The 25,517-nt window shown below is 73.2% G+C and carries 21 protein-coding genes and 2 pseudogenes; 7 read left to right on the forward strand and 16 right to left on the reverse strand.

What is annotated here, in order from left to right:
• Window positions 1-154 precede the first annotated feature (154 nt).
• Window positions 155-592 (forward strand): pyridoxamine 5'-phosphate oxidase family protein, encoded by a 438-nt coding sequence (locus tag I3F54_RS07690; RefSeq protein WP_240117864.1) that lies wholly within the window; start codon window positions 155-157, stop codon window positions 590-592.
• Window positions 593-657: 65 nt separating this feature from the next.
• On the forward strand, window positions 658-1,701 hold the full coding sequence (locus I3F54_RS07695) for a phosphotransferase (protein ID WP_240117865.1): 1,044 nt from the start codon (window positions 658-660) through the stop codon (window positions 1,699-1,701).
• Between the two features lie 57 nt (window positions 1,702-1,758).
• Here the strand turns inward: I3F54_RS07695 and I3F54_RS07700 are convergent, their stop codons facing one another.
• Window positions 1,759-3,333, reverse strand: coding sequence for a protein kinase (locus I3F54_RS07700; RefSeq protein ID WP_240117866.1), 1,575 nt, complete (start codon window positions 3,331-3,333; stop codon window positions 1,759-1,761).
• A 550-nt stretch (window positions 3,334-3,883) separates the two neighbouring features.
• Between I3F54_RS07700 and I3F54_RS07705 the strand changes: the two genes are divergently transcribed.
• The gene (locus I3F54_RS07705) at window positions 3,884-5,590 is read left to right on the forward strand and encodes a Stk1 family PASTA domain-containing Ser/Thr kinase (protein WP_240117867.1); all 1,707 of its coding nucleotides are present in this window, start codon (window positions 3,884-3,886) and stop codon (window positions 5,588-5,590) included.
• Window positions 5,591-5,685: 95 nt separating this feature from the next.
• Here the strand turns inward: I3F54_RS07705 and I3F54_RS07710 are convergent, their stop codons facing one another.
• Window positions 5,686-6,231, reverse strand: coding sequence for a bacterial proteasome activator family protein (locus I3F54_RS07710; protein WP_240117868.1), 546 nt, complete (start codon window positions 6,229-6,231; stop codon window positions 5,686-5,688).
• A 172-nt stretch (window positions 6,232-6,403) separates the two neighbouring features.
• On the opposite strand from I3F54_RS07710, the gene I3F54_RS07715 reads away from it, so the two are divergent.
• Window positions 6,404-7,180 (forward strand): hypothetical protein, encoded by a 777-nt coding sequence (locus tag I3F54_RS07715; protein ID WP_240117869.1) that lies wholly within the window; start codon window positions 6,404-6,406, stop codon window positions 7,178-7,180.
• Between the two features lie 335 nt (window positions 7,181-7,515).
• Here I3F54_RS07715 and I3F54_RS07720 read toward each other — a convergent pair whose 3' ends face one another.
• Window positions 7,516-8,502, reverse strand: coding sequence for an NAD(P)H-quinone oxidoreductase (locus tag I3F54_RS07720; protein ID WP_240117870.1), 987 nt, complete (start codon window positions 8,500-8,502; stop codon window positions 7,516-7,518).
• A 104-nt stretch (window positions 8,503-8,606) separates the two neighbouring features.
• Window positions 8,607-9,299: pseudogene (locus tag I3F54_RS07725) on the reverse strand (TrkA family potassium uptake protein); the annotation flags it as partial.
• 81 nt (window positions 9,300-9,380) lie between these two features.
• On the opposite strand from I3F54_RS07725, the gene I3F54_RS07730 reads away from it, so the two are divergent.
• On the forward strand, window positions 9,381-10,496 hold the full coding sequence (locus I3F54_RS07730) for a TrkA family potassium uptake protein (RefSeq protein ID WP_240117871.1): 1,116 nt from the start codon (window positions 9,381-9,383) through the stop codon (window positions 10,494-10,496).
• A gap of 122 nt (window positions 10,497-10,618) precedes the next feature.
• On the opposite strand, the gene I3F54_RS07735 is transcribed toward I3F54_RS07730, so the two are convergent.
• From I3F54_RS07735 to pdhA, 5 genes are read right to left on the reverse strand one after another with little or no spacing between them, the layout of a single operon-like run.
• On the reverse strand, window positions 10,619-12,007 hold the full coding sequence (locus I3F54_RS07735; protein WP_240117872.1) for a molybdopterin molybdotransferase MoeA: 1,389 nt from the start codon (window positions 12,005-12,007) through the stop codon (window positions 10,619-10,621).
• A complete protein-coding gene (locus I3F54_RS07740) occupies window positions 12,004-12,960 on the reverse strand; it encodes an NTP transferase domain-containing protein (RefSeq protein ID WP_240117873.1) in 957 nt (318 codons plus the stop codon). The genes I3F54_RS07735 and I3F54_RS07740 overlap by 4 nt, the downstream gene beginning before the upstream one ends.
• Before the next feature lie 51 nt (window positions 12,961-13,011).
• A complete protein-coding gene (locus I3F54_RS07745) occupies window positions 13,012-14,463 on the reverse strand; it encodes a dihydrolipoamide acetyltransferase family protein (RefSeq protein WP_240117874.1) in 1,452 nt (483 codons plus the stop codon).
• Entirely contained in the window at window positions 14,463-15,467 is a 1,005-nt protein-coding gene (locus I3F54_RS07750) for an alpha-ketoacid dehydrogenase subunit beta (RefSeq protein WP_240117875.1), read from the reverse strand. Before I3F54_RS07750 ends, I3F54_RS07745 begins: the two co-directional genes overlap by 1 nt.
• The gene (gene pdhA, locus I3F54_RS07755) at window positions 15,464-16,600 is read right to left on the reverse strand and encodes a pyruvate dehydrogenase (acetyl-transferring) E1 component subunit alpha (RefSeq protein ID WP_240117876.1); all 1,137 of its coding nucleotides are present in this window, start codon (window positions 16,598-16,600) and stop codon (window positions 15,464-15,466) included. Before pdhA ends, I3F54_RS07750 begins: the two co-directional genes overlap by 4 nt.
• 188 nt (window positions 16,601-16,788) lie before the next feature.
• On the opposite strand from pdhA, the gene I3F54_RS07760 reads away from it, so the two are divergent.
• A complete protein-coding gene (locus I3F54_RS07760; protein WP_240117896.1) occupies window positions 16,789-17,274 on the forward strand; it encodes an Lrp/AsnC family transcriptional regulator in 486 nt (161 codons plus the stop codon).
• Window positions 17,275-17,442: 168 nt separating this feature from the next.
• Here I3F54_RS07760 and I3F54_RS07765 read toward each other — a convergent pair whose 3' ends face one another.
• Window positions 17,443-18,033 (reverse strand): TetR/AcrR family transcriptional regulator, encoded by a 591-nt coding sequence (locus tag I3F54_RS07765; RefSeq protein WP_240117877.1) that lies wholly within the window; start codon window positions 18,031-18,033, stop codon window positions 17,443-17,445.
• Window positions 18,030-19,547, reverse strand: coding sequence for a 3-hydroxyacyl-CoA dehydrogenase (locus tag I3F54_RS07770; protein WP_240117878.1), 1,518 nt, complete (start codon window positions 19,545-19,547; stop codon window positions 18,030-18,032). Before I3F54_RS07770 ends, I3F54_RS07765 begins: the two co-directional genes overlap by 4 nt.
• A 159-nt stretch (window positions 19,548-19,706) precedes the next feature.
• On the opposite strand from I3F54_RS07770, the gene paaN reads away from it, so the two are divergent.
• On the forward strand, window positions 19,707-21,398 hold the full coding sequence (gene paaN, locus I3F54_RS07775; RefSeq protein WP_240117879.1) for a phenylacetic acid degradation protein PaaN: 1,692 nt from the start codon (window positions 19,707-19,709) through the stop codon (window positions 21,396-21,398).
• 158 nt (window positions 21,399-21,556) lie between these two features.
• Here paaN and I3F54_RS07780 read toward each other — a convergent pair.
• From I3F54_RS07780 to I3F54_RS07800, 5 genes and pseudogenes are all read right to left on the reverse strand, one after another.
• A pseudogene (locus I3F54_RS07780) lies at window positions 21,557-21,940 on the reverse strand (transposase); the annotation flags it as partial.
• A complete protein-coding gene (locus I3F54_RS07785; RefSeq protein WP_240117880.1) occupies window positions 21,940-22,701 on the reverse strand; it encodes an RNA methyltransferase in 762 nt (253 codons plus the stop codon). The gene I3F54_RS07785 and the pseudogene I3F54_RS07780, both read right to left, overlap by 1 nt.
• A 10-nt stretch (window positions 22,702-22,711) precedes the next feature.
• Entirely contained in the window at window positions 22,712-23,968 is a 1,257-nt protein-coding gene (locus I3F54_RS07790) for an HTTM domain-containing protein (RefSeq protein ID WP_240117881.1), read from the reverse strand.
• On the reverse strand, window positions 23,965-24,786 hold the full coding sequence (locus tag I3F54_RS07795; protein ID WP_240117882.1) for a DUF5819 family protein: 822 nt from the start codon (window positions 24,784-24,786) through the stop codon (window positions 23,965-23,967). Before I3F54_RS07795 ends, I3F54_RS07790 begins: the two co-directional genes overlap by 4 nt.
• A 368-nt stretch (window positions 24,787-25,154) precedes the next feature.
• Window positions 25,155-25,484 carry a rhodanese-like domain-containing protein gene (locus I3F54_RS07800; RefSeq protein ID WP_240117897.1) on the reverse strand — a complete coding sequence of 110 codons (330 nt, stop codon included), beginning with the start codon at window positions 25,482-25,484 and terminating at the stop codon, window positions 25,155-25,157.
• Window positions 25,485-25,517 lie beyond the last annotated feature (33 nt).

A 25,517-nucleotide genomic window follows, 5' to 3' on the forward strand; every position in this document is an offset into this window, starting at 1 on the left:
CACAAGCAGCAGCGTTCCCGGGCCGCCGCCCACGCGGCCCGCCTCCACCGCACGGACTGTCGGATTCCGCCACACTCCCGCCGGGACCTTCGTCCCTTCGTCCCGGGGCCGCCGACTCTGGTGCCGGCCCTCCGCGCGCACGCACCGTGGTGTCATGCCCACCCAACAACAGCGCGCCCTGGACCTGCTCGCCCGGGTCACCCACGGCCGGGTCGCCACCAGCATGCACGCCCTGCCGGTCCTGGCCTGCGCCCGGCACATCGTGGCCGACGGCGCCGTGCTGCTGCGCATGCACCGCGGCCACGGCTACCAGCACGCGTGCGCGGGCCACGTCGTCGCCTACGGCGCCGACAACCTCGGCTCCGGGGAACCGGGGCGGCCGGGGACCTGCGAGGGCGAGTGGTCGGTGCAGGTCGTCGGCGGGTGCACGGCCACGGAGCCCACCGAGGCCCAGCTCGCCCGCTTCGGCCCGGCGCCGCGGACGATGGACGGGGAGCCGTTCGACCCGGTCTACCTGCGCATCACCCCGGAGATCGCGACGGTCCACTCCGCGGACGACAGCCTGAGACGGCACTTCGAGCACGTCCTGTGACCGGTTACGACTGCCTGTGACAAGCCCCAGCTCAACGCCCCGCCCCGTGCCCTAGCATCGGGCGCGTGCCGCGACCGTGTGTACCACCCCCCGCGCCTCACGCGCCCCCATTACGCGCTCTTCTCAGCCGGTACGCCGCCGGTTCCGCGCTCACCTGCGAACCGGTCGACCAAGGGCTGCTGAACCGCGGCTACCGCCTGTCCACGACCCGCGGCCGCTACTTCCTCAAGCACCACTTCGACCCCGACACCGCCGATCCGGACGCGATCGAGCGCCGGCACCGCGCCACCTGGCGCCTGGCCGAGCTGGGCGTGCCCGTCGCCCCGCCCCTGGTGAGCCGGGACGGCCGCACCGTCGCCGTCGTCGGCGGCCACGCCTACGCCCTGCACCCGTGGATCGACGGCCGCCACCGCGACGGCGGGCAGCTCACCCGCGCCGAGAGCGCACGCCTGGGGGCCCTTCTGGGCGCCGTGCACGCCTGCCTGGAGCGGGTGATGCCGCCGAAGGGACGCACCCGCCCCGCCACGAGCCCCCACCCCGTGGAGAGCGCCGACCCCGCCGACACCTTCGCCCTGATCGACGACCTCCTCACCCGCGTGCGCCGCCACCACCCCGCCGACGCCTTCGACGACCTCGCCCGGCACCGGCTGCTGGAGCGCCGCTCCCTGCTGGAGCTGCACGCGGACCGGCGTCCACCGCGCGGCGGACCCGTGGGCTGGGTGCACGGTGACTTCCATCCGTTCAACCTCCTGTACCGGGACGACGCGCCCGCGGCGATCGTCGACTGGGACCGCCTGGGCGTGCAGCCCCGCGCCGAGGAGGCCGTACGCGCCGCCGCGATCTTCTTCGTCCGGCCCTGCGGAACCCTCGACCTGCCCAAGGTGCGCTCCTACGCGCGCACGTACCGCCGCGCCGCCGGGGCGACGCCGTCGGAACTCGCCGCAGCCGTGCACCGCGTGTGGTGGGAGCGCCTGAACGACTTCTGGATGCTGCGCTGGCACTACGAGCGCGGCGACGACCGCGCGGACTGCCAGTTCCCCGCCGCCTCCGCGCTCGCGGTGTGGTGGACGCGGGAGTACGACGCCGTGTGCGACGCGTTCACGGGTTGACACAGGGCCGTCGGGAGCCACGTCGGCTCCCGACGCCCCAGGGGCTCCCGGCCTCGGTCAGGGACCGGCTGCACCGCCGTCGGCACCGCCGCCGGCCGTCGCCCCGCCGCCGGCCGTCGTCCCGCCGTCGCCGGTGCCGCCGTTGCCGCCGCCGTTGCCGCCGCCGTCCGCCGTTCCCGTCGGCTGCGTCGACGGCCCGCTCGGCTCGCCCGTCGGCTGGTCGGTCGCCGTGGGCTCCCCCGTCGGCTCGCCCGTCGGCTGCTCACTGGCGGTCTGCGTCGGCGTCCAGGACGGCGTCGGGGACGGCGTGTAGTACGAGCCGGAGCCGCCGCCGGAGTTGTTGTTCGTCGCGTGGTCGGTGGCCTGGTCGGTCGCCTCGTCGCTCGGCGTCGGGCTCGCGCTGTCCCCGGTGCTGGACTGCGTGACCGACGGCGGCGGAGTGGTCGGCGAACCTCCGCCCGGCGTGTCGGAGTTCCGCAGCGCCAGTGCCACGCCCGCGGCGACCGCGATCACCGCGAGGAAGGCGAGGATCCACAACTTGCCCCGGCCACTGCCCTTGTTGCCGTGCCCTTCGAAACCGCCGTCGTCGCCGCTGCCGTAGCCGGCGGGCAGGATCGGCTGCGGGATCTGGGCGGTGCCGTAGCCGTAGCCGTCGGCGGGATGCGGCAGCACCTGGGTGCCGGCGAAGCCGCCCACCGGGGTGTGCCGGCCGTCGTGCATCCCGACAGGGCCGGTGTTCCAGGTGCCGGTGTGGCCGCCCGCCTCGTACAGCATCTGCAGCGCGTACTGGACCAGCCCGCGCATCTCCTCCGCCGTCTGGAAACGGTCGTCGGGCTCCTTGGCGAGGGAGCGCATGACGAGGCCGTCCAGTTCCGGCGGAGCACCGTCGGAGGCCTCCGACGGCGGCGTCGGGATGTCCTGGACGTGCTGGTAGACCACCGACAGCGGGGTCTCGCCGGTGAAGGGAGGCCGCAGCGCGAGCAGTTCGTACAGCAGGCAGCCCGTCGCGTACAGGTCGGAACGGTGGTCGACGGCCTTGCCGAGCGCCTGCTCGGGGGAGAGGTACTGGGGGGTGCCCATGACCATGCCGGTCTGCGTCATCGTCGTGGACGCGCCGTGCAGGGCGCGGGCGATGCCGAAGTCCATCACCTTCACGGCACCGTTGTTGGTGATGATGACGTTCGCCGGCTTGATGTCGCGGTGCACGATGCCGTGCTGGTGCGAGTAGGCCAGCGCCTCCAGCACACCGGACACGATGATCAGCGCCTGCTCCGGCCCGGGCGCCTCGGCGTTCATCAGCAGGTCGCGGATGGTGCGTCCCTCGACCAGTTCCATGACGATGTACGGCACGCTCTGGCCGCCCACGACGTCCTCGCCGGAGTCGTACACGGCGACGATCGCATGGTGGTTGAGGCCGGCCACGGACTGGGCCTCACGGGTGAAGCGGGCCTTGGAGACCGGGTCCTCCGCGAGGTCGGCCCGCAGCAGCTTCACCGCCACGGTACGGCCGAGACGCACGTCCTCGGCCGCGAACACCTCGGCCATACCGCCCCGGCCGAGTCTGCGGCTGAGCCGGTACCGGCCGTCCCCGACAAGCCCGCCGTTGCCCCACAGCTCCGGCCCGTCTGACATCCCGCCGCCAGTCGCCTCGGGGTCGGACGGGCCCTGAGCGCGCTGCTGTGCCATCAGTCCTCGCCGTCGTTTCTGCCCGCGGTGCGCGCGGTGTTGTTACGGTCTCCGTCGGCCACGCTACAGCCTCCTCGCAAGGCTCCGGTCCGAGCGGGCCGCCGGGACCGCCCGTGAGCGGACCGGTCATGAAACCGCGAGCCCGCATCAGGGCGCAAATCCCGTGTACGGGCCGTAGGGCCGCCGTAACACTTCCGCGACGCTTCTTTCGCGTACGGTCACGGAACGGGCACCGAGCTTGACGTGTCGGTGCCCTGGGGCAGACTTGGCCGGGAATGACACTTTCGATCACCGCCAACCGGTGCCGTGACCGGAAAGGTCTGCCGGGAACCTCGCGGCATCCGGCGCGGTGCATCGCAAGGCGCAGCACGACCCGCGTACCGGACGTACCCGAGTCGCACGGCAGCGCGGCGACGTGCCGTGCCGGGGCACCGCGAGCGGGTGGACCTCTCCGGCCGCGGCATCGGCGCGTGACGGCCGATGGGGGACGCTGAACATGAGCCAGGACGGCGCACGGGGCCGGTACGCGGGGCGGGCACTGGCCGGCGGCCGCTACCAGCTGCGCGACTTGCTCGGCGAGGGCGGCATGGCCTCGGTCCACCTCGCCTACGACTCGGTGCTCGACCGGCAGGTCGCCATCAAGACGCTGCACACCGAACTCGGCCGTGAGCAGGCCTTCCGCGAGCGCTTCCGTCGTGAGGCGCAGGCCGTGGCCAAGCTCACGCACACCAACATCGTCTCCGTCTTCGACACCGGCGAGGAGGACGTCGACGGCTCGACGATGCCGTACATCGTCATGGAGTACGTCGAGGGCCGGCCGCTGGGCTCGATGCTGCAGGAGGACGTCCAGCACCACGGCGCGGTACCCGCGGACAGGGCCCTCAAGATCACCGCGGACGTGCTGGCGGCACTGGAGATCAGCCACGAGATGGGGCTGGTCCACCGCGACATCAAGCCCGGCAACGTGATGGTGACCAGGCGCGGGGTCGTCAAGGTGATGGACTTCGGCATCGCGCGCGCCATGCAGTCCGGCGTCACCTCGATGACGCAGACCGGCATGGTCGTCGGCACCCCTCAGTACCTGTCGCCCGAGCAGGCACTCGGTCGCGGCGTGGACGCCCGGTCCGACTTGTACTCGGTCGGCATCATGCTGTTCCAACTGGTCACCGGACGCCTGCCGTTCGACGCGGACTCGCCGCTCGCCATCGCCTACGCGCATGTGCAGGAGGAACCGCCGCTCGCCTCCTCGGTGAACCGCTCCCTGCCCCCGGCCGTGGACGCGCTCATCGCCCGCGCGCTGAAGAAGAACCCGAACGAGCGGTTCCCGACGGCCGAGTCGATGCGCGACGAGTGCCTGCGCGTGGCGGCTTCCTTCCAGGCGTCCCCGCCGAGCATCGTGCCGGGCGCGCAGACGCAGAGCGGCGGGGGCGTCGGCTCCGCGGTCTTCCCGCCGGTCGGCAACACCGCCCAGGCCCCGCAGCGGAACGTCCACACCCCGTACCAGCCGACTCCCCCGGCCCCCGTCCAGAACCCGTACGGCACCCCGCCCCCGGCCCCAAGCCCGGCACCGACCCCGCGCCCGGCACCGGCACCGGCACCGGCACCGGCACCGGCACCCACCTACGGCTACCCGCAGCAGGGCGGCTACCGGACGCCTGCGCCGTACGGGGCACAGCACGGCGGCGTGGGCACCCCGCCGCCTTACCACCAGGTCCCCCACACCGCGGCCTCCCCCGGCCCGCGCGGCGGCAAGGGCGGGGTCCGGCGGGTGGTCCTCGGCTCGATCGTGGTCGCGGGGGTCGCCGTCGTCGGCCTGCTCGCCGCGATGGCGATAAGCGGCGGCAACGGTGGCGGTGGTGGCGACACCACCGGCGACCGAGCCGCCTCGGCCTCCACGGGGCGGCAGGAGGGCTACCGCGGGCCGGACACCACCCGCACGATCGACGAGACCGAGTGCACCGAGCCGCTGGAGGGGTACAACGACCCCGACAAGATCGCGGTGCCGAGCTTCACGTTCCGGTACATCGACTCGGTCAAGGCGTGCGCGGCAGCCGCGGGCTGGACGCTCAAGGTCACGCACATCGACGAGAACACCTACGGCGAGGGCTCGGTCATCACCCAGTACCCGACCGCCGGCACCGAGGTCGACCCCAAGAACGTGGAGATCAAGGTCGGCGTGTCGACCGGGAACCCGCCGTCCTGACCGTCCTGACCCGCGCTCGGCGAAGGTTCGACGTGAAGGAAGGGGCCCGGCGCCGTCGCGCCGGGCCCCTTCACGTTCCGGAGGCTGCCGGATGCCTACAGGTACGGACCGCCCGAGCGGCCGCCGGGGTGCGGGTCCTCCTGACCCTCATGGCCCACACCGGGCGGGAGGGCGCGCCTCATCTGCTCCAGCTGGGCTCGCGCGGCCATCTGCTGGGCGAACAGGGTGGTCTGGATCCCGTGGAACAGGCCCTCCAGCCAGCCCACCAACTGGGCCTGCGCGATGCGCAGTTCCGCGTCGGAAGGGGTCACGTCGTCCGTGAAGGGCAGGGAGAGCCGCTCCAGCTCCTCGACCAGCTGCGGAGCCAGGCCGTCCTCCAGTTCCTTCACCGAGCTGGTGTGGATCTCCTTGAGCCGGACCCGGCTCGCCTCGTCGAGGGGTGCCGCACGGACCTCTTCGAGCAGCTGCTTGATCATGCTGCCGATCCGCATGACCTTCGCCGGCTGTTCGACCTGCTCCGTCACCGGGGTCTCGTGGGAGTCCTCGTCCCCTTCGACGCCACCGAGTGCCATGCCGTCCTGGCCCACGACCAGGATCTTCTGGGCGTTCTCCGGCGACCTTTCGTTCCTCGGCATCTCCATGCCGCCATTCTCTCGCACCCCTGTACCTCACCACCGGGGTGCCCCCTCCGAGGACCGATCCGCCGTTTTGCCTCCGCGCCGCCTCGCCGCGGGGCCCTCGTGCCGACCGGGGGGTCGACCCGTCGGCGGAACCCGGAATGCCCGGAACGCCGCCGGATGTGAGCCTGGTGAGGTGATTCCTACTCCATGGCTGAGGGGGACGGCACTGCCGGCGGCGGTGCTGGGAGCAGCACTGCTCGTACAGACGGGGGCGATACCGGCGGCCTACGCGGCCGTCCCGACGGACACGGCCGCCGTGCCGTACCGGGCGGGGGCCCGGCCCCCGGGCATCCCGCCCGACAGGGCCCGGGCTCCGCACCGGGTCGACCCGTCCGGCCCGGCAGACGCTCCCCACGGTGCCGACCTGCCCCACCGGGCGGACCCGCCACCCCCCGCAGACCCGCCCGACGCGGCGCAAGCGTCCCATCGGGCCGACCCGCCCCGCCCGGCAGACGCGCCGCACTGGACGGTGCCGTTCCACCGGATCGAGGCCTCGCACTGGCCGCCCGGGGCGACCGGCAGCGCCGCTGCCTCCCACGTCCCGCGCCCGGGGCCTGCCGAGCCCTCGCGGGCCGGGTCGCGGGCCGGCGAGGGACGGGAGCACCCCGGACGGCAGGAAGAGGCGGTGGCGCCGGCGAGGAAGGCACCGGACCCGGCGGACGAGGCCGGCGAGAACGGCGACGGGGAGACCGGCGGGGCGGACGTCCTGGACGAGCAGCCGCAGGACGCCGGCCTCGCTTCCGCGGCGCCCTCGGCCTCCAGCGCGTCGCGTCCCCTGCCGCAGGCCGGTGCGGCTGCCGAGGCCTCAACCGAGCCCGTTCTGCGGATCCTGCCGCTGGGCAGCGGCCTGGTGCTGATCGGACTCGGGCTGGGCTGCGCGTTCGCGGGGCTGCGCCTCAGGCGCGACTAGGGGGTGTTTCGAAAGTCCGGTGCGGTGCCCGCAGTGTCCGGTGCGTGCTCTCGGCGTGCCGGACGAAAGACCTCGTAGGCAATGTTCGCTGGTTGAGGTGCGGCGTCCGGTGCGTGCTACGGGGGTGCCCCCCTGCTCGAAGAGCTTGGGGGAGCACCGGCCGGAAGTCCTCGTACCGGGTGTACCCGGGCTTTCGGCCGGTGCGGCGGGTGGGGGTACCTCCCACGCCCCTTGGGGCAGCGGGGAGCGTGCCGGACGTCGCGACGGGGCGAACGTTGCCTGCCGCGGTACCAGGGCCGGCGACCGGGCCGAGGCCCACGACGGCCCGCGTACGCTCAGGATCCCGGCGTGACCAGCAGCACCTTGCCGATGTGCGTGCTGTCCTCGACGACGCGGTGGGCGGCAGCGGCATCGGCCACCGGCAGCTCGCGGTGGACGACGGGACGGACGTGTCCGGCGGCGAGCAGCGGCCACACGTGCTCGCGGACAGCGGCGACGATGGCCGCCTTCTCGTCGAGCGGGCGGGCCCGCAGCGAGGTGGCGCTGATCGCGCCGCGCTTCTTCAGCAGGGCGCCGATGTTCAGTTCCCCCTTCGTCCCGCCCTGCATACCGATGATCGCCAGGCGGCCGTTGACGGCGAGGGTCTGGACATTGCGTTCCAGGTACTTGGCGCCCATGTTGTCGAGGATGACGTCGGCGCCCGCGCCGTCGGTGGCCTTCATGACCTCGGCGACGAAGTCCTGCTCCCGGTAGTTGATCAGGATGTCCGCGCCCAGCTCGGCGCAGCGCTCCAGCTTCTCCTGCGTGCCCGCGGTGACCGCGACCCTGGCGCCGACGGCCTTGGCGAGCTGGATCGCCATCGTGCCGATGCCGCTGGAGCCGCCGTGGACGAGCAGCGTCTCACCGGGGCGCAGGTGGGCGATCATGAACACGTTGGACCAGACCGTGCAGACCACCTCGGGCAGCGCGGCGGCCTGGACCAGGCCGACGCCCTTGGGCAGGGGCAGCACCTGCCCGGCCGGGACGACGACCTTCTCGGCGTAACCGCCACCGGAGAGCAGCGCGCAGACCTCGTCGCCGACGCTCCAGCCGGAGACGCCGGTGCCGAGCGCGGCAATGCGGCCGGAGCACTCCAGGCCCGGGTAGGGCGAAGCGCCCGCAGGGGGGTTGTAGAAACCCTGCCGCTGGAGGATGTCCGCGCGGTTGACGGCGCTGGCGGCCACCTCGACGAGGACCTCTCCCTCGCCGGGCACCGGGTCGGGGACCTCGTCCCACACCAGCGCCTCGGGTCCACCAGGTTCGGGAATCGTGATCGCATGCATGGGTCGGACGGTACTCCTGCCGCCCGCCTCCGCGTCCCGCGACGCCCCCCGGTCGGCGACACCCCCTCGGTGGCAGCCGGGCGGCCTCGGTCCGCAGTCGTCCGTCAGGCCGGGGTGATGCCGGGCCGGGGCGATCCGGGCCCCGGCTCCGGCTCCGGCACTCGCACGATCGTGATCACCCGGTCCGTCAGTTCCAGGACCCCGGTGGCCGGATCGTCGTAGCCGAGCACCCGGTGCCCGCGTACGACGCTCACCACCAGGTCGGCCGTGTCCCGCGGGCGCCGGCCCACCTCGGCCTTGGTGACGGGGCGTTCCACCAGGTCGAGCCCGCGGCCCGACTGGATGAGGTCCTCCATGACCAGGCCCGCCGACGGGCTGAGGACCGACAGGCCGAGCAGGCGGCCGGCAGCGCCGGAGCTGGTGATGACATCGTCGGCGCCGGACTGCTTCAGCAGCGGCGCGTTCTCCCCCTCGCGCACCGCGGCCACGATCGTCGCCGTGGGATTGAGCTGGCGTGCCGTCAGCGTCACCAGCACGGCCGTGTCGTCGCGCTGGGTCGCGATGATGATGCGCCCCGCCCGGTGCACCTCCGCCCGCCGCAGGATGTCGCTGCGCGTTCCGTCACCGACCACGCCCGTGTACCCTTCGGCGGTCGCGGCGTCGATCGTCTTGGAACCGGGGTCGATCACGACGATCCGGTCCTTGCGCAGGCCTGCCGCACAGACGGCACGGGTCGCGGACCGGCCCTTGGTACCGAATCCGACGACGACGGTGTGGTCGCGCACAGGGAGCCTCCAGACGTGTTGTGTGCCGGCGGGTGCGGCTTCATCGGCAACCATGGTGCCGTTCGAACGGATCACAGGGCAGGGGGCACGGCGATGAAGGACGAGGGGCATCCGGCACACCAGGCGGGGAGGTTCTCCCCACTGCGGTCCGTCTGGTACCGCTCACCCAGCGAGGCACGGGACGACGCCGAGGCGGGCCGTGCCATCGCCATGCCGACACAGACCACCACACCGCCGCTGCTCCAGGTTCTGCGGCGGCTGGCTCTGGCGCTGCTCGTGCTGGCCGCCACGACGGTGATCGTCTGGATCGACCGCTCGGGCTACCGGGACGGCACGGACGGCTCGGTGGACCTGCTCGACGCGGCCTACTACGCCACCGTCACACTCTCCACCACGGGATACGGGGACATCACCCCGGTCAGCGACGCCGCCCGGCTCACCAACATCCTCGTCATCACACCGCTGCGTGTGCTGTTCCTGATCATCCTGGTCGGCACCACCCTGGAGGTGCTGACCGAACGTACCCGCCGGCAGGTCCGCATCCACCGCTGGCGGTCCCGTATCCGCGACCATGTCGTGGTGATCGGCTACGGCACCAAGGGGCGCCATGCCATCCAGACACTGGTCGGACAGGGCATCACGAGGGACCGGATCGTCGTCGTGGACTCCCAGCGCAAGGCGGCGACGGCCGCCGCCGACGAGGGCCTGGTCTCGGTGACCGGCGACGCCACCCGCTCCGACACGCTGGTGAAGGCCGAACTTCCGCGCGCGGCCCGGGTCATCGTCGCCGCACAGCGCGACGACACCGCGACCCTGGTGACGCTCACCGCCCGTCAGCTCAACCGCCGCGCCACGATCGTCGCCGCCGTCAGGGAGGACGAGAACGCACCGCTGCTGAAGCAGTCCGGCGCCGACACGGTCATCACCACCTCCAGCTCGGCCGGCCGCCTGCTCGGGCTGTCCATGGCGAGCCCCCCGGTGGCCCGGACCCTGGAGAACCTGATGACCCTCGGATCCGGCCTCGACCTTGCCGAGCGCCCCGTGACCGCGGAGGAGGTCGGGCGGGCACCGCGCACCCTCGGCGACCTGGTGGTGGCCGTCGTGCGCGACAAGCAACTGCTGGATTACACCGACCCCCGGTTGACGGAGCTTCGAGCCGGGGACCGGGTCATCACGGTGAGCCGGGCGATGCCACCCGAAGAGGGGTGATGTTTCACGTGGAACAGCCGGGTTGATGAGACTTCCACCGGAATGACCCGGGAGCATGGTGTTTCACGTGAAACAGACCCGAACGGCGGCGTTTCCCCTGAAGAGAGCCGCACCTCGACGTTTCACGTGAAACAGGCACCGACGCCCCCGGCCACCCATGGCAGCCCGAGCAGTTCCGTCTCCTGGCCGGGCCGTGCGCCGCCCGGCGGGACGACCGCGAGGGCATCGGCCGCCGCGATGCCGCGCAGCATGGCAGGGCCGTTGTAGTGCAGCGGCACGGCGTGGTCACCGCGCAGGGCGACGGGGACCAGCCGGGTGTCGTCCGGGTGCCCGTGCACCCCGTCCTTCAGGGGCCGCACGGGGCACGGGGCACCGGGGCGGGCCGCGAGGGAGCGCAGCAGGGGCTCGGCGAGCGTGAGCAGGCCGGAGACGGCGGCAAGGGGGTTGCCGGGGAGACCGACGAGATGCTGGCCGTCGCCGATCCGTGCCAGCAGCATCGGGTGACCGGGGCGTACCTTCACACCGTCGACGAGGAGTTCGGCGCCGATGCGCCGCAGGGTCGGGTGGACGTGGTCGACCGGGCCAGAGGCGGTACCTCCGGTGGTGACGACCAGGTCGGCGTCGGAGCCGGTGACGGCCCGGTGCAGTGCCTCGGCGTCGTCGCCCACCCGGCGGACGGCTCCGACCGCGGCGCCCAGGGAGCGCAGCCACGGTGGCAGCAGAGGGCCGAGCGCATCACGGATGAGACCGTCGTGCGGCCGCCCCTCGGTGAGCAGCTCGTCCCCGAGGACCAGGACATCTACCCGCGGGCGCGGTACGGCCGTGAGCGTGTCGTACCCGGCGGCGGCGGCCAGACCGAGAACGGCCGGGGTCACCAGTGTCCCCACGGGCAGCAGATGTTCGCCGCTGCGGCACTCCTGGCCACGGGGGCGGATGTCCTGGCCGTGCGTGACGTCCCGGGTGGCGTGCAGGCGGCCCGCGCCGTCGACGCGTCCGTGCTCGCTGCGCAGGACGGCGGTGGTGTCGGCGGGGATGCGGGCGCCGGTGGCGATCCGGAGGGCCTCGCCGTCGGCGAGGGCTTCGGGCGCCGCCTGCCCGGCGAGCACCCCGGTGCCGCGGACGTCCCAGGGACCGGGACCGGCGACGGCCCAGCCGTCCATCGCGGAGGTGTCGAAGGACGGCAAGTCGGTGAGGGCGGCGAGCGGGGCGGCGAGGACCAGGCCCAGGGCGGCGTCGAGCGGCACGGAGACGGGGCTGCGCCGGACGGCGTCGGCATGCTGCCGTCCGGCGCGTGCGGCGGTCGAGCGCGCCTCGGACCAGGGGGTGGCCCGGCGGCGGTGCCCGGAGTCCCGCGGGCCGTGGGCGTCGCCGTGGTCCGGGCCGGGCGCGGTGCCGGGACCGGCGGGGGTACGACGACCGCCGGTGGCGCGACTGTCCTTCACGAGGGCGAGCACCTCCTCGACGTCGAAATCGTCGGCGTCGTGACCGTCCCGGACGTCGGGGGCGGTCATCCGGCGTCCGGGCGGGTGTCGGGCGCGCCGTCGGCCCCGGCGTCACCGGACTCCTCGGCCCAGCGACGGGCCAGGGCGGCGACCGTGCGCGCGGACTCCGCGACGGCCTCGGGACCGCCCCGGGCCTGCGCGGCGGCGTAGCCGACGAGGAACGTGGTCAGCGGGGCGGCCGGCCGGGCCACGCCGTGCGCGGCGTCGCGGGCGAGGTCGAGCAGGAGTTTGGTGTCGACGGCGAGGTCGATGCCCAGCTCGTCCTTGACTGCGGAGATCCATTCATCCAACACGTGCCCATGCTCCCTGATGCGTGCCCTGGCGGCGGCGATGTCGTCCCAGGTGTCGCAGTCGAAGGAGGCGACGGGGTCCGGGACGCGGGTGAGGTCGAGTCCGGCGGTCAGCCTGCGCAGCGGCAGACCGGCCAGACCGGCGTGGGCGTCGGCGAGCGCGGCCAGCCCGTGACGCAGGGCAGCGGACCGGTAGGCGGCGACAAGGGGCTGGTCCCGCCCGCCGCCGTCGGTGAGCAGGGCACCGTCGGCGCCCGTGGTCCGCAGAGCGGACAGCAGCCGCCGTACCGTCCGCGCGGCGAGGAACGGCAGGTCGGCGGAGAGGACGACGACGTGATCCGCCGTGATGTGCCGCAGTCCGGTGTCGAGCGCGGCCAGCGGGCCGCCGCCGGGGGGCTCCTCGCGGGCCCAGCGCACCGGCCGGACGGTGGGGCGGGGGTCGGCGACGACGACCGTCGTGCCGGCGTCGGCGCAGGCCATGAGGACACGGTCCAGCAGCGCGCGCCCGCCCACGTGCACGCCTGGTTTGTCGGCACCCCCGAGACGCCGTGCGGCGCCGCCGGCGAGGACGACGGCGTCGAAGGAGTCTCGGGCCTCACCGAAGGCGGCGACCGGTCCCGGCGCGGGGCCGGGACCGGTGCCACGGGGGCCGGGCGGCTCGTCGACGGTCACCCCCCGAGTATGCGGGCCCGGGCCCTCGGGGAAAACGCGGGGGGCGTGCCGTCACAGCGTGCGCAGGAGCACCGCCGGCTGTTCGACGCAGTCGGCGACGTACCGCAGGAAGCCGCCCGCGGTGCCGCCGTCGCACACCCGGTGATCGAAGGTGAGCGACAGCTCGACGACCTGCCGGACCGCCAGCTCGCCCTCGTGCACCCACGGCTTGGGGATGATGCGGCCGACACCGAGCATGGCGGCCTCGGGGTGGTTGATGATCGGTGTGGACCCGTCGACGCCGAACACCCCGTAGTTGTTCAGCGTGAAGGTCCCGCCGGTCAGGTCGGCCGGTGTGAGGGCGCCGGCCCGGCCCGCCTCGGTCAGCCGCGCGAACTCCGCGGTCAGCGACTCGGCGTCGCGCGCCTGGGCGTCCCGCACAACGGGCACGACGAGGCCCCGGTCGGTCTGTGCGGCGAAGCCGAGGTGCACGTGGTCAAGCTGCACGACCTCCCTGGCATCGGTGTCGACGTAGGAGTTGAGTTCGGGGAAGCGGGCGAGTCCTGCGGTGCAGATGCGGGCCAGCAGGGCCAGGAGGGAGATCTTCGGCCCTCCGGCGGCGTTCATCGCGGCCCGCGCACGCAGCAGTTCCGTCGCGTCGGCGTCCACCCAGCAGGTGGCGTCCGGGATCTCGCGGCGGCTGCGGGACAGCTTGTCGGCGACGGCGCCGCGCACGCCCTTGAGGGGGACGCGGAGGCCGCCCACGGGCGCGGAAGAGGGACGCGTCGGCGCCGGCAGCTGGGGGGCCGTCGGCGCGGTGGGCCGGGCCTGTGCGGCGCCCGGTTCCGCCTGGACTGCCTGTACTGCTTGCTCCACGTCTGCCCGCAGGATCAGGCCGTCGGGGCCCGAGCCGTGCAGCCGGCGCAGGTCCAGGCCGTTCTCGCGGGCGAGCCGCCGTACGAGGGGCGAGATCACCGGGACGGGGCCCTCGCCGGGAACGGCGACGGGCGCGGCGTCCGTCGGCGCCGGTGGGGCCGCGGCGGCGGGGACGGCCGCGGGCGCGGCCCTCCGCGTGCCGTCGGACGCACGGGACGGGGCCGTCGCCGCGGTGGTGGCCGACCGGACGCGGCGACGCCGCGCCGGGGGTGCGCCGGTGCCGTAGCCCACCAGGACATTGCCCGAGGTCTCGGCCGCGCCGGAACCGCTTGCCGCGGACCGTCCGGAGCCCGCGTCCGCCACGGTGGCGGCACCCGGCTCATCGGGGCCGTCCGTGGAGGGGGCGCCCACGGCGACCGTCAGCAGCGGCGCGCCGACGGGCAGTTCCTGGCCCTCCTCGCCGAAGCGGGCGGTGACCACACCACCGTAGGGGCAGGGCACCTCGACCATCGCCTTGGCCGTCTCGACCTCGACGACCGGCTGGTCGATGGCGACGACGTCCCCGACCTGGACCAGCCAGCGCACGATCTCCGCCTCGGTGAGCCCCTCGCCGAGATCGGGGAGCTTGAACTCCAGCACCTGTGCCATCAGCCTTCGGCCTCCCATTGCAGACGCGCCACGGCGTCCAGGATCCGGTCGACGCCGGGGAGGTGGTGCCTCTCCAGCATCGGCGGGGGATAGGGGATGTCGAACCCGGCCACGCGCAGCACCGGCGCCTCCAGGTGGTGGAAGCAGCGCTCGGTCACCCGCGCCGCGATCTCGCCGCCCGGACCGCCGAACCCGCCCGACTCGTGCACGACGACCGCACGCCCGGTGCGCCTGACCGACGCGCAGACCGTTTCGTCGTCGAAGGGCACCAGGGAACGGAGATCGACGACTTCGAGGTCCCAGCCCTCGGCGTGCGCGGCCTCGGCCGCTTCGAGGCAGACGGGCACCGAAGGGCCGTAGGTGATCAGCGTGGCGCTCCGTCCCGGGCGCCGGACCACCGCACGGCCGATCGGCTCGACCAGCGACGGCTCCTCCGGGTTCCAGGAGTCCTTCGACCAGTACAGGCGCTTGGGTTCGAGGAAGACGACCGGATCGTCGGAGGCGATGGCCGCGCGCAGCATGCCGTAGGCGTCGGCGACGGTCGCGGGCGTGACGACATGGAGCCCCGGAGTCGCCATGTAGTACGCCTCGGAGGAGTCGCTGTGGTGCTCGACGCCGCCGATGCCGCCGCCGTAGGGGACGCGGACCGTGATGGGCAGGGGCATCTTGCCGCGGGTGCGGTTGCGCATCCGCGACACATGGCTGATCAGCTGCTCGAACGCCGGGTAGGCGAACGCGTCGAACTGCATCTCGACGACGGGGCGCAGCCCGTACATCGCCATGCCGACGGCGGTGCCGAGGATGCCGGCCTCGGCGAGCGGGGTGTCGGTGCAGCGGTCCTCGCCGAACTCCTTGGCGAGACCGTCGGTGACCCGGAACACACCGCCGAGCGTGCCGACGTCCTCACCGAGTACGTGCACGGTGGGGTCGGCGGCCATCGCGTCGCGCAGCGCGCGCGTGAGGGCCTGCGCCATGGTGGCAGGCTTGACGGCAACGGTGGTCATCCGTGCGCCCCTTCCTGCTCGGCTTCGAGCTCGGCGCGCAGCTGGGCCCGCTGTTCGCGCAGTTGCGGGGTGGGGTCGGCGTAGACGTCGGTGAAGAGGTCCATCGGGTCGAGCACCGGGTCCTGGTTCATGCGCTCGCGCAGGGCGGCGGCGAAGGTCTCGGCGTCCTGGCGGGCGGCCTCGACCGCGGCCTCGTCGATCAGGCCGCGCTCGGTCAGCTCCCGCTCCAGCAGCAGGATCGGGTCGTGGTCGCGCCAGGCGTCGACCTCGTCGGCACCGCGGTAGCGGGTGGCGTCGTCGGCGTTGGTGTGGGCTTCGAGGCGGTAGGTGATCGCCTCCACGAGCGTCGGGCCACCACCCTCGCGGGCACGGCGGACGGCGTCGCGGAGGACCTCGTGCACGGCGGCGGCGTCGTTGCCGTCGACGAGGCGGCCCGGCATGCCGTACCCGACGGCCTTGTGGGCCAGGGAGGGCGCGGCGGTCTGCTTGGCGAGCGGCACGGAGATGGCGAAGCCGTTGTTCTGGACGAGGAAGACGACCGGAGCCTGCCAGACCGCCGCGAAGTTCAGGGCCTCGTGGAAGTCGCCCTCGCTGGTGCCGCCGTCCCCGACCATGGCGAGCGCGACCACGTCGTCGCCCTTGAGGCGGGCGGCGTGGGCGAGACCGACGGCGTGCGGGAGCTGGGTGGCGAGGGGGGTGCTGAGGGGGGCGACGCGGTGCTCGTAGGGGTCGTAGCCGGTGTGCCAGTCACCGCGCAGGAGGGTGAGCGTCTCGACGGGGTCGACGCCGCGGGCCACCGCGGCGAGGGTGTCGCGGTAGCTGGGGAAGAGCCAGTCCCGTTCCTCCAGCGCGAGCGCGGCGGCGACCTCGCAGGCCTCCTGGCCGGTGCTGGAGGGGTAGACGGCGAGGCGTCCCTGCTTGGTCAGCGCGGTCGCCTGCGCGTTGTAGCGACGGCCGCGCACCAGCTGCGTGTACAGGGTGCGCAGCAGCGCGGGGTCGGCCTTCGCCGCCGCCTCGGTGCCGAGGACGCGGTGGGGCTCGGAATCGGGCAGCAACGGCGCGGGGTCCGTGCGGGGCTGCCAGGCGGGCGGCGGCGACGGCTTGTACGCGCCGCGCTGCTCCATGACCGTCATGACGGCACCTCCTCGTGGGAGCGGCTGAGAGGCGCAGCATCTGTGATGCGCCTCACCTACCGATTGTTCGGTCGCCGGCACATTTTGGCTACAGGCGCCCCCAGGCTGTGGACAAACGGTCCTGCACAGCCTGAGATGGATGCAGTACGTCCATGGTAGAGAGGCGGGGGGACGTGGCATCTGAACAAATGGCCGAGGGCCCGGACGCCGGAGCCCCCGTGTCCCCGCCGCGTCCGCTGGACTCGATCGACGAGGACATCCTGCGGATGCTGCAGACCGACGGGCGCGCCTCGATACGGTCGGTGGCGGAGCGGGTGCACGTGTCGCGCGCCAACGCCTACGCGCGGATCAACCGGCTCATCGAGGACGGCGTCATCCGCGGGTTCGGGGCCCGCGTCGACCACGAGCGGGCCGGCCAGGGCACCTCGGCCTACATCACGCTGACGATCGTGCAGAACTCCTGGCGCACGGTCCGCGAGCAGCTCCGCCGCCTGCCCGGCGCCTCCCACATCGCCCTGGTGGGCGGGGACTTCGACGTCCTGCTGCTGGTCCACACCCCCGACAACCGCGCCCTGCGCGAGGTGGTCCTCACCCGCCTCCAGGCCATCCCGGAGGTCCTCAGCACGCGCACCCTGCTGGTCTTCGAGGAGGAGGACCTGGAACCACAGGGGTGATCCCCGGCCCTGCCGGGCCGTACCGGCAGGAACGCGCCCCGCGGACGCGTGGACGGGCGTCGCGGCCAGGGCGTGGGATCCGGACCGACGGCACCGGCGGGAGCGGGATCCGGCCCGATCCGCCGTCCGGGGGGTGAGCCCGCGACCGGACGGCGTCCGCAGGCCCCGTCACTCCGCCTTCCGCAGCCCCCCGAACACCAGTTGCACCACCGCGTCCCCCACCTCGCGCTCCCCCGCGCCGCGGCCGTCCGGGCGGTACCACTCCACGATGGAGTTGATCATGCCGAAGACCAGACGGGTCGCGAGGCGGACCTCGACGTCGGGGCGGACGTCACCGTCGGCGGCGGCCGCCCTGAGCAGGTCGGCGACACGGTGGTCGAAGTCACGGCGGCGGTCCAGCGCCCAGCGCTCGGTGGAGGTGTTGCCGCGCACCCGCAGGAGCAGCGTCACGTACGGCAGCTCGGTGATGAGCACCTCGACCATGCGCCGGACCACGTACTCCAGCCGGTCCACGGAACGCCCCTCACGCGCGGGCTCCTCGTCGAGGATGCCGAACAGCCCGTCCAGCGCACGGCTGACGGCGCGGCGCAGCAGTTCCTCCTTGCCGGCGACGTGGTGGTAGATCGAGGACTTGGAGATGCCGGCCGCCCGGGAGAGGTGCTCCATGGAGGTGCCGTCGTAGCCGCGCTCGTTGAAGACCTGCACGGCGACGGAGAGCAGCGTCTCGGGCGTGTACGTGTCGCGCCTGGCGGTGGTCATGAGCCGTTGCCCTCCCGCTTGTCGGAGGCGTAGGCATGGCGGTACAGCGCCAGGGACGGGGCGCAGCGGCCGGAGGGTTCGCGCAGGTGCAGGTCGTCGAGGAGGGCGTACGCCCAGTTGCGTCCCAGCCTGCGGCTCCACTCGAAGGGACCGAGCGGGTAGTTGACGCCCAGGCGCATCGCCGTGTCGATGTCCTCCTCGGTGGCCACGCCCTTGGCCACCGCGTCGTGTGCGAGGTCGACGATCCGCGCGACCGTGCGCGCGACGATCATGCCGGGGACGTCGCCGATGACGCTGACGTCCTTGCCGAGCGCCTGGAAGAGACCGGTGGCCTCGGCGAGGGTCTGCGGGGAGGTGTCCTGCGAGGCGGACAGGGCGATGCGGGCGGCCCGGCGGTAGTCGAGCGCGAGGTCGAAGTAGACGACGTCGCGGAACTCCACGGAGGTCTGGCCGTCGGCGAGGGCCAGCTGGCCGCCGCCGGGCAGCACCAGGCGGCTGCCGTTGTCCTCGTCCTCCTCGCGGACCTGGATGCCGGCCTCGCGGATCACCGCGAGCAGTTCGGAGGCGGGACCGAGGTCGCCCTCGGCGACGACGTAGGCGGGCGGCTGCTGCCGCTCGGCGGTGTGCGGCTCGGGGCGGTCGGCGCCCTCGCGGTGGTCGTACCAGCCGTGGCCGTTCTTGCGGCCGAGCCGGCCGGACTCGACCAGACGCCGCTGGGCGAGCGAGGGGGTGAAGCGCACGTCCTGGAAGAAGGACTGCCACACCGAGCGGGTGACGGACTCGTTGACGTCCTGGCCGATCAGGTCGGTCAGTTCGAACGCGCCCATGCGGAAGCCGCCGGACTCGCGCAGCACCGCGTCGATGGTGGCGGGGTCGGCGCCCTGGGCCTCGTAGACGGCGAAGGCCTCGGCGTAGAAGGGCCGCGCGATGCGGTTGACGATGAACCCCGGGGTGTCGGCGCAGGCGACCGGCGTCTTGCCCCACGCGCGGGCGGTCTCGTACGCGCGCGTGGCGGAGGTGACGTCGGTGGCGAAGCCGGAGACGACCTCGACCAGCGGCAGCAGCGGGGCCGGGTTGAAGAAGTGCAGGCCGACGAGGCGGCCCGGGTTGCGCAGGGCGCCGCCGATGGCGGTGACCGACAGGGAGGAGGTGTTGGTGGCGAGCAGGCAGTCGTCGGAGACGACCTCCTCCAGCTCGCGGAACAGCTCCTGCTTGATGTCCAGCCGCTCCAGGACGGCCTCGACGACGAGCGCGCAGTCGGCCAGGTCGGCGGGGCTCCCGGCGGGTGTCAGGCGGGCGCGGGCCGCGTCGCGGTCGGCGCCGGTGAGCCGGTCCTTGGCGACGAGCCGGTCCAGACGGGCACCGATCGCGTCGGCCGCTTCCCGGGCCCGCCCGGGAGCGGCGTCGTACAGCCGCACGGGGTGGCCGGCGACGAGAGCGACCTGGGCGATGCCCTGGCCCATGGTGCCGGTGCCGACGACGGCCACGGGGCTGCTGAGGTCGAGTGCTGTCATGAGCGCGATCCTCCCGCACGGGGTTTTCCACAGATGCGGCAGGCCCCCTTGTCCCGACCGATCGTTCGGTTACTCTAACTCCGACTGGCTGTTCCTGCCCATGTTCTGCCCAGGTCATGAACTCGACGGCGAGTTCTTCACACGAGGAGTTGGTCCCGCATGGCCGCCGCACTGACCGCCCACGAGCTGATCGCCAAGCACCGGCCGACCCTCGACCAGGCGCTGGAGACGATCCGCACGCGCGCGTACTGGTCACCGCACCCCGAGCACCCCAAGGCCTACGGGGAGAACGGCAGCCTGGACGCCGCGGCGGGCAAGGCCGCCTTCGACGCCCTGCCGGGCACCCGGCTCGACCTCGGCCAGCCCGGCACGGACGACTGGGTCGGCGGCGAGGTGTCGCCGTACGGCATCGAGCTGGGCGTGGAGTACCCGCACGCCGACCTCGACGTGCTGCTGCCGGCCATGAAGGCGGGCAGCCGGGCGTGGCGGGACGCGGGGGCGGAGATCCGCGCCGTGGTCTGCCTGGAGATCCTCAAGCGGATCAGCGACCGCACGCACGAGTTCGCGCACGCCGTCATGCACACCTCCGGCCAGGCGTTCATGATGGCGTTCCAGGCCGGCGGGCCGCACGCCCAGGACCGCGGCCTGGAGGCGGTGGCCTACGCGTACGCGGAGCAGGTCCGCACCCCCGAGACGGCGGAGTGGACCAAGCCGCAGGGCAAGCGCGACCCGCTCGCGCTCACCAAGCAGTTCACGCCCGTCCCGCGCGGCATCGGCCTGGTCATCGGCTGCAACACCTTCCCGACCTGGAACGGCTACCCGGGCCTGTTCGCCTCCCTGGCCACCGGCAACGCCGTCGTGGTCAAGCCGCACCCGCGCGCCGTGCTGCCACTCGCGCTCACCGTGCAGGTCGCCCGCCAGGTCCTCACCGAGGCCGGCTTCGACCCCAACCTGGTCGCGCTGACCGCCGAGCGCCCCGGCGAGGGCATCGCCAAGACCCTCGCCACCCGCCCCGAGATCCGCATCATCGACTACACCGGGTCCACCGCCTTCGGCGACTGGCTGGAGGCCAACGCCCCCCAGGCGCAGGTCTACACGGAGAAGGCCGGCGTCAACACGGTGATCGTCGAGTCGACGGGCGACTACAAGGGGATGCTGTCCAACCTGGCGTTCTCCCTGTCGCTGTACAGCGGCCAGATGTGCACCACCCCGCAGAACCTGCTGATCCCCCGGGACGGCATCCGCACCGACGAGGGCCCGAAGACCTTCGACGAGGTCACCGCCGACCTCGCCCGCGCGGTCGGCGGCCTGCTCGGCGACGACGCGCGGGCGAACGCCCTGCTCGGCGCCATCGTCAACCCGGACGTCAAGGCCCGTCTGGAGGCCGCCGCCGGTCTCGGCGAGGTCGCCCTCGCCTCCCGCGAGGTCGCCAACCCGGACTTCCCCGGCGCGGTCGTGCGCACCCCGGTCGTCGTCAGGCTGGACGGCGCCAAGCCGGACGCCGAGGCGGCCTACATGAACGAGTGCTTCGGCCCGGTCTCCTTCGCCGTCGCCGTCGACTCGGTCACCGACGCGGTCGAGCTGCTGCGGCGCACGATCCGTGAGAAGGGCGCGATGACGGTCGGCGCGTACACCACCGACCCCGAGGTCGAGGAGGCCGTGCAGGAGGTCTGCCTGGAGGAGGCCGCCCAGCTGTCCTTCAACCTCACCGGCGGGGTGTACGTCAACCAGACCGCCGCCTTCTCCGACTTCCACGGCTCCGGCGGCAACCCGGCGGCCAACGCGGCCCTGTGCGACGGCGCGTTCGTCGCCAACCGCTTCCGCGTCGTGGAGGTCCGCCGCCAGGCCTGACGCCGTACCCCGGCAGAGCCGGCAAACCTGCCGGCTCTGCCGGGAAGCCGTGCCGGGAAGCCCGTGGCGTCCGGCGCGGCGCGCCGGCGGGTCAGCGATGCGCCCAGCCCACGGTGGGCGGTACGGCTAGTGTCCTGAGTCTCGTAAGAGGCGCATATCTAGGGTTTGGGGTTCGGCAGGCGGTTCAGGTAGCCGGCGAGGCGTTCGAAGATCTCGTCGGCGGACTTGGTCCAGGTGAACGGCTTGGGGTCCTCGTTCCAGTGGGCGATCCAGTCGCGGATGTCCTTCTCGAGTGCCTGGACGTTCTTGTGGACGCCACGCCGTATCTGCTTGTCCGTCAGCAGGCCGAACCAGCGCTCGACCTGATTGAGCCAGGACGAGCTGGTCGGCGTGAAGTGCATGTGGAAGCGCGGGTGCGCGAGCAGCCACTTCTGGATGGCAGGAGTCTTGTGGGTGGCGTAGTTGTCGCAGATCAGGTGGACGTCGAACTCGGCGGGGACTTCCTTGTCCAGCTTCGCGAGGAACTTCTTGAGTCTCCTAGCTAGAGCCCCGGCTGCGCCGGGGCGTGCCCGCCGAGGCTCCAGTGGTACAGCGTCATCGCCACGCTGGTCGCGAGGTTGTAGCTGGACACCTGGGGGCGCATCGGCAGGGACAGCAGACGGTCGGCCCGCGCGCGCAGGTCGGCCGACAGGCCACTGCGTTCGGAGCCGAAGGCGAGGAGAGCATCGTCCGGGAGCTCCACACCCCGGAGGTCCTCGCCCTCCGGGTCCAGCGCGAACAGCGGCCCTGGAGGCAGCCCGGCGGCGTCCAGCCGCTCCACCGCGGTCGCGAAGTGCAGCCCGGCGCCGCCACGCACCACGGTGGGATGCCAGGGGTCGAGCGTGCCGGTGGTGACCACCCCGGCCGCCCCGAAACCGGCCGCCAGCCGGATGACCGCGCCCGCGTTGCCGAGGTTGCGCGGCTGGTCCAGGACGACGACGGGCGCACCGCGCGGCACCTGCCGCAACCGCTCCAGGTTGCCCTCACGGGAGGGCCGTACGGCGAGGGCGGCCACCCCGGTGGGATGCGGACGCGGTACGAGGGAGGCGTATACGGACTGCGGCACCTCGGTCAGCAGCGCCTCCAGCGGCTGCCGCACGTCCGGCGCCAGCTCGTCGGCGAGGGCGAGGGCCGCGGCCCGGTCGACGGCGACCGCCACCGGCACCTCGGCGCCGAAGCGCACGGCGTGCTTGAGGGCGTGGAAACCGTCGAGCAGCACACAGGTGCCGGCGCGCCGTCTCCAGTCGCGTACGGGATCGGTCATGCCGTGCAGCCTACGTAGGCGACGCGGAGGTGGGCGACGCCGCCGGCGGAACGGCAGCGGGCGGGACCGGCTGCGGGTGCCCGGCGTCCTCCGGGGCGCGCTGTACGGGCAGCCCGGCGGTGCCGCCGCGCCGTGACAGGCGTCCCCGGGCACGTGCCGCCCACCCTCCCACGCGGTGCAGGAAGGACGTCGGCAGGAAGACGGCGTCCGCCGCGATCATCGCCAGGGAGAAGAACGGCAGGCCCAGGACGACGGCGATCACGGCGTGCTCGGTCATCATCAGCGCCAGCAGAACGTTCTTCACCCGCCGGTTGAACAGGGTGAACGGGAACGCGACCTGCACGATGACCGTGCCGTACGTCACCAGCAGCACCATGGTGCCGCTCGCCGCCAGCAGCCCGCCGAGCGCCGGCCACGGCGAGAAGTAGTCCAGGTGCAGCGGGTAGTACGCGGCCGTGCCGTCCTGCCAGCGCGAACCCTGGATCTTGTACCAGCCCGCCGTCGCGTAGATCAGGCAGGCCTCCGCCATGATCACCACCAGTGCGGCGTTGTGCAGGATGTTGCCGATCACGTCGAGCAGGACCCGCGGCTCGGCGGTGCGGCCGGACCGGCCGGTGAGCCACCACAGCGCCTGCGCCGCCCACACGCCCCACAGAAGAGCGGGAACCAGCGGTTCCTCCCAGTCGAACCTTCCCAGCGCCGTGGCCGCGACCAGCACCGCCCCGAACGCGGCCCACAGAACGGGCCCGGCCCGGTCCACGACGTGCTCGCCGTGCGCACGGGCCCGCTGCGCGCGCCGCGCCCGGCGGGCGTCCAGCGACCACACCTGGCCGCAGCGCGTGAAGACGAGGTACAGCGACATCAGATGCAGCACGTTGTCGCCACCGTCGCCCATGAAGACACTGCGGTTCTGCAGCGACAGCACGCCCACCATGAACAGCACCGAAGCCGTACGGGTGCGCCAGCCCAGCGCCAGTGACGCGGCGGAGACCACCGCGAGCGCGTAGACCACCTCGAACCAGAGCCGGCTGTCCGACCACATGAGCGTGGTGAAGGCGTGGTTCATGCCGAGCAGTTGCCGGGCGAGGTCCCAGCCCCACGGGCTGTCGGGACCGTACAGCTCCTCCCGGTGCGGGTACTCGCGCAGCAGGAACAGCAGCCACGTCGCCGCGAAACCGACGCGGACGGCGGCCGACTGGTAGGGGGCACGGGCTGCCTCGGTGACCCGGGCGACGGCCTTGGAGAGCTGCAAGGAGAACCGGTTCATCGCACGCCTCCGCCGGTCTCGTCCGCGGGAACGACCCACCAGGGCATCACCCGGTACACCGGCTTCAGCGACACCTGCTCGCGGCTCCAGGAGGGCGGGCGGACGTTGGTGGTGCGGGAGCGGACCTGGACCCGTTCCACGGCGCCGCCCTCACCGGGCGCGCCCTCGCGCCGCAACCGCATCACCGCCACGCGCCGCAGGTACGACTCGGAGAGCGTGCCGCGCGGGCTCACCGCCCGGTTGTCGGAGTTGTGCGTGGCGGTGAAGTAGTCGAAGGCACGGCGCAGTTCGTTCTGCTGGGTGTGGCTGGGCAGCAGGTTGCCCTCGATGGCGCGGCCGTCCTGGGCGGACAGGTCGTACCAGCCCGTGGTGCGGACGTCACCGCCGGACGTGCGCACCTGGGCGCGCACCTCCACGGCGATGTTCTGCTGGAGCGGATTGGGCGCGAACAGCTTCCAGTTCTGCTCGAACTCCGGGTAGATCCAGTCGTCTATCGCGTCGCCGTGCCGCTTGGTGACCGTGTTCGACGGGGCGACGTGCAGGAACACCACGCCCAGGTGCAGGCACACCGCGATCGCCACCACCGCGATCGCGGCGGCGGCACCGATCCGGTAGGGCAACGAGAGCGCCGCGACGCCGGTCCGCGGCGCAGCCGGGGACGTCCCCGGCTCCGGTGCCCCGGGTGGAGCGGGGGCAGCGGGTCCGGCGGTCACGTCGGTCACGTCGGTGGCCGCCCGCGTCGGTACGGCGTCGTCCGGTCCCGGGTGCGGGACGTCCGTTCCGCCGTCCTGCGTGTGGTGTCCGCCGTACGCGTCCATTCCGCCCCGTTCCCCGATTCCGGTCTCGTCCCGCGCCCACCGTCCGGCCGCCCGCCGAGCCGCCGCCCGGCGCTCGCGCACGGAACGGTACTCAGCCTCGCGTGTCCGGCACAGCCCCGGTCGGACCGGAGCCACCTTACGACGGCGTTCCGCGCGGGCCCCGCCCCGAGTCGAACGGGCCGGTCACCGGTGGGGCGGGCCCCGTCACCGCCGGGCCGGCAGCCGCTCGCCACCCGCCGGCGGCGGACGACGCGGAGAGGAAGGCGGTGAGGAGGGGCGGGGGACACAGAGGGGCGGGACCGGAGCCGCCCTCGTGAGGGAGGAGGGAGCCCGGACCCCATCCGGGGCGTGAGCCCCGAGCCGGCTCCCTACAGGACGTGACCGGGCTGCCCCTCGTCGGTCACCACCGGCCGGCCCGCCGCCTGCCAGACCTGCATGCCGCCGTCCACGTTCACCGCATCGACGCCCTGCTGCACCAGGTACATCGTGACCTGCGCGGACCGGCCGCCGGAACGGCAGATCACATGGACCCGCCCGTCCTGCGGAGCCGCCTCGGTCAGCTCGCCGTACCGTGCCACGAACTCGCTGACGGGGATGTGCAGCGCCCCCCTGGCGTGGCCTGCCTGCCACTCGTCCTGCTCACGGACGTCGAGCAGGAAGTCGTCGTCCTTGAGGTCGTCGATACCGACCGTGGGCACACCAGCTCCGAAAACCATGCCGCCGACGCTACC

It is taken from the genome of Streptomyces sp. MUM 2J (genome assembly GCF_022414535.1).
GTDB lineage: Bacteria > Actinomycetota > Actinomycetes > Streptomycetales > Streptomycetaceae > Streptomyces.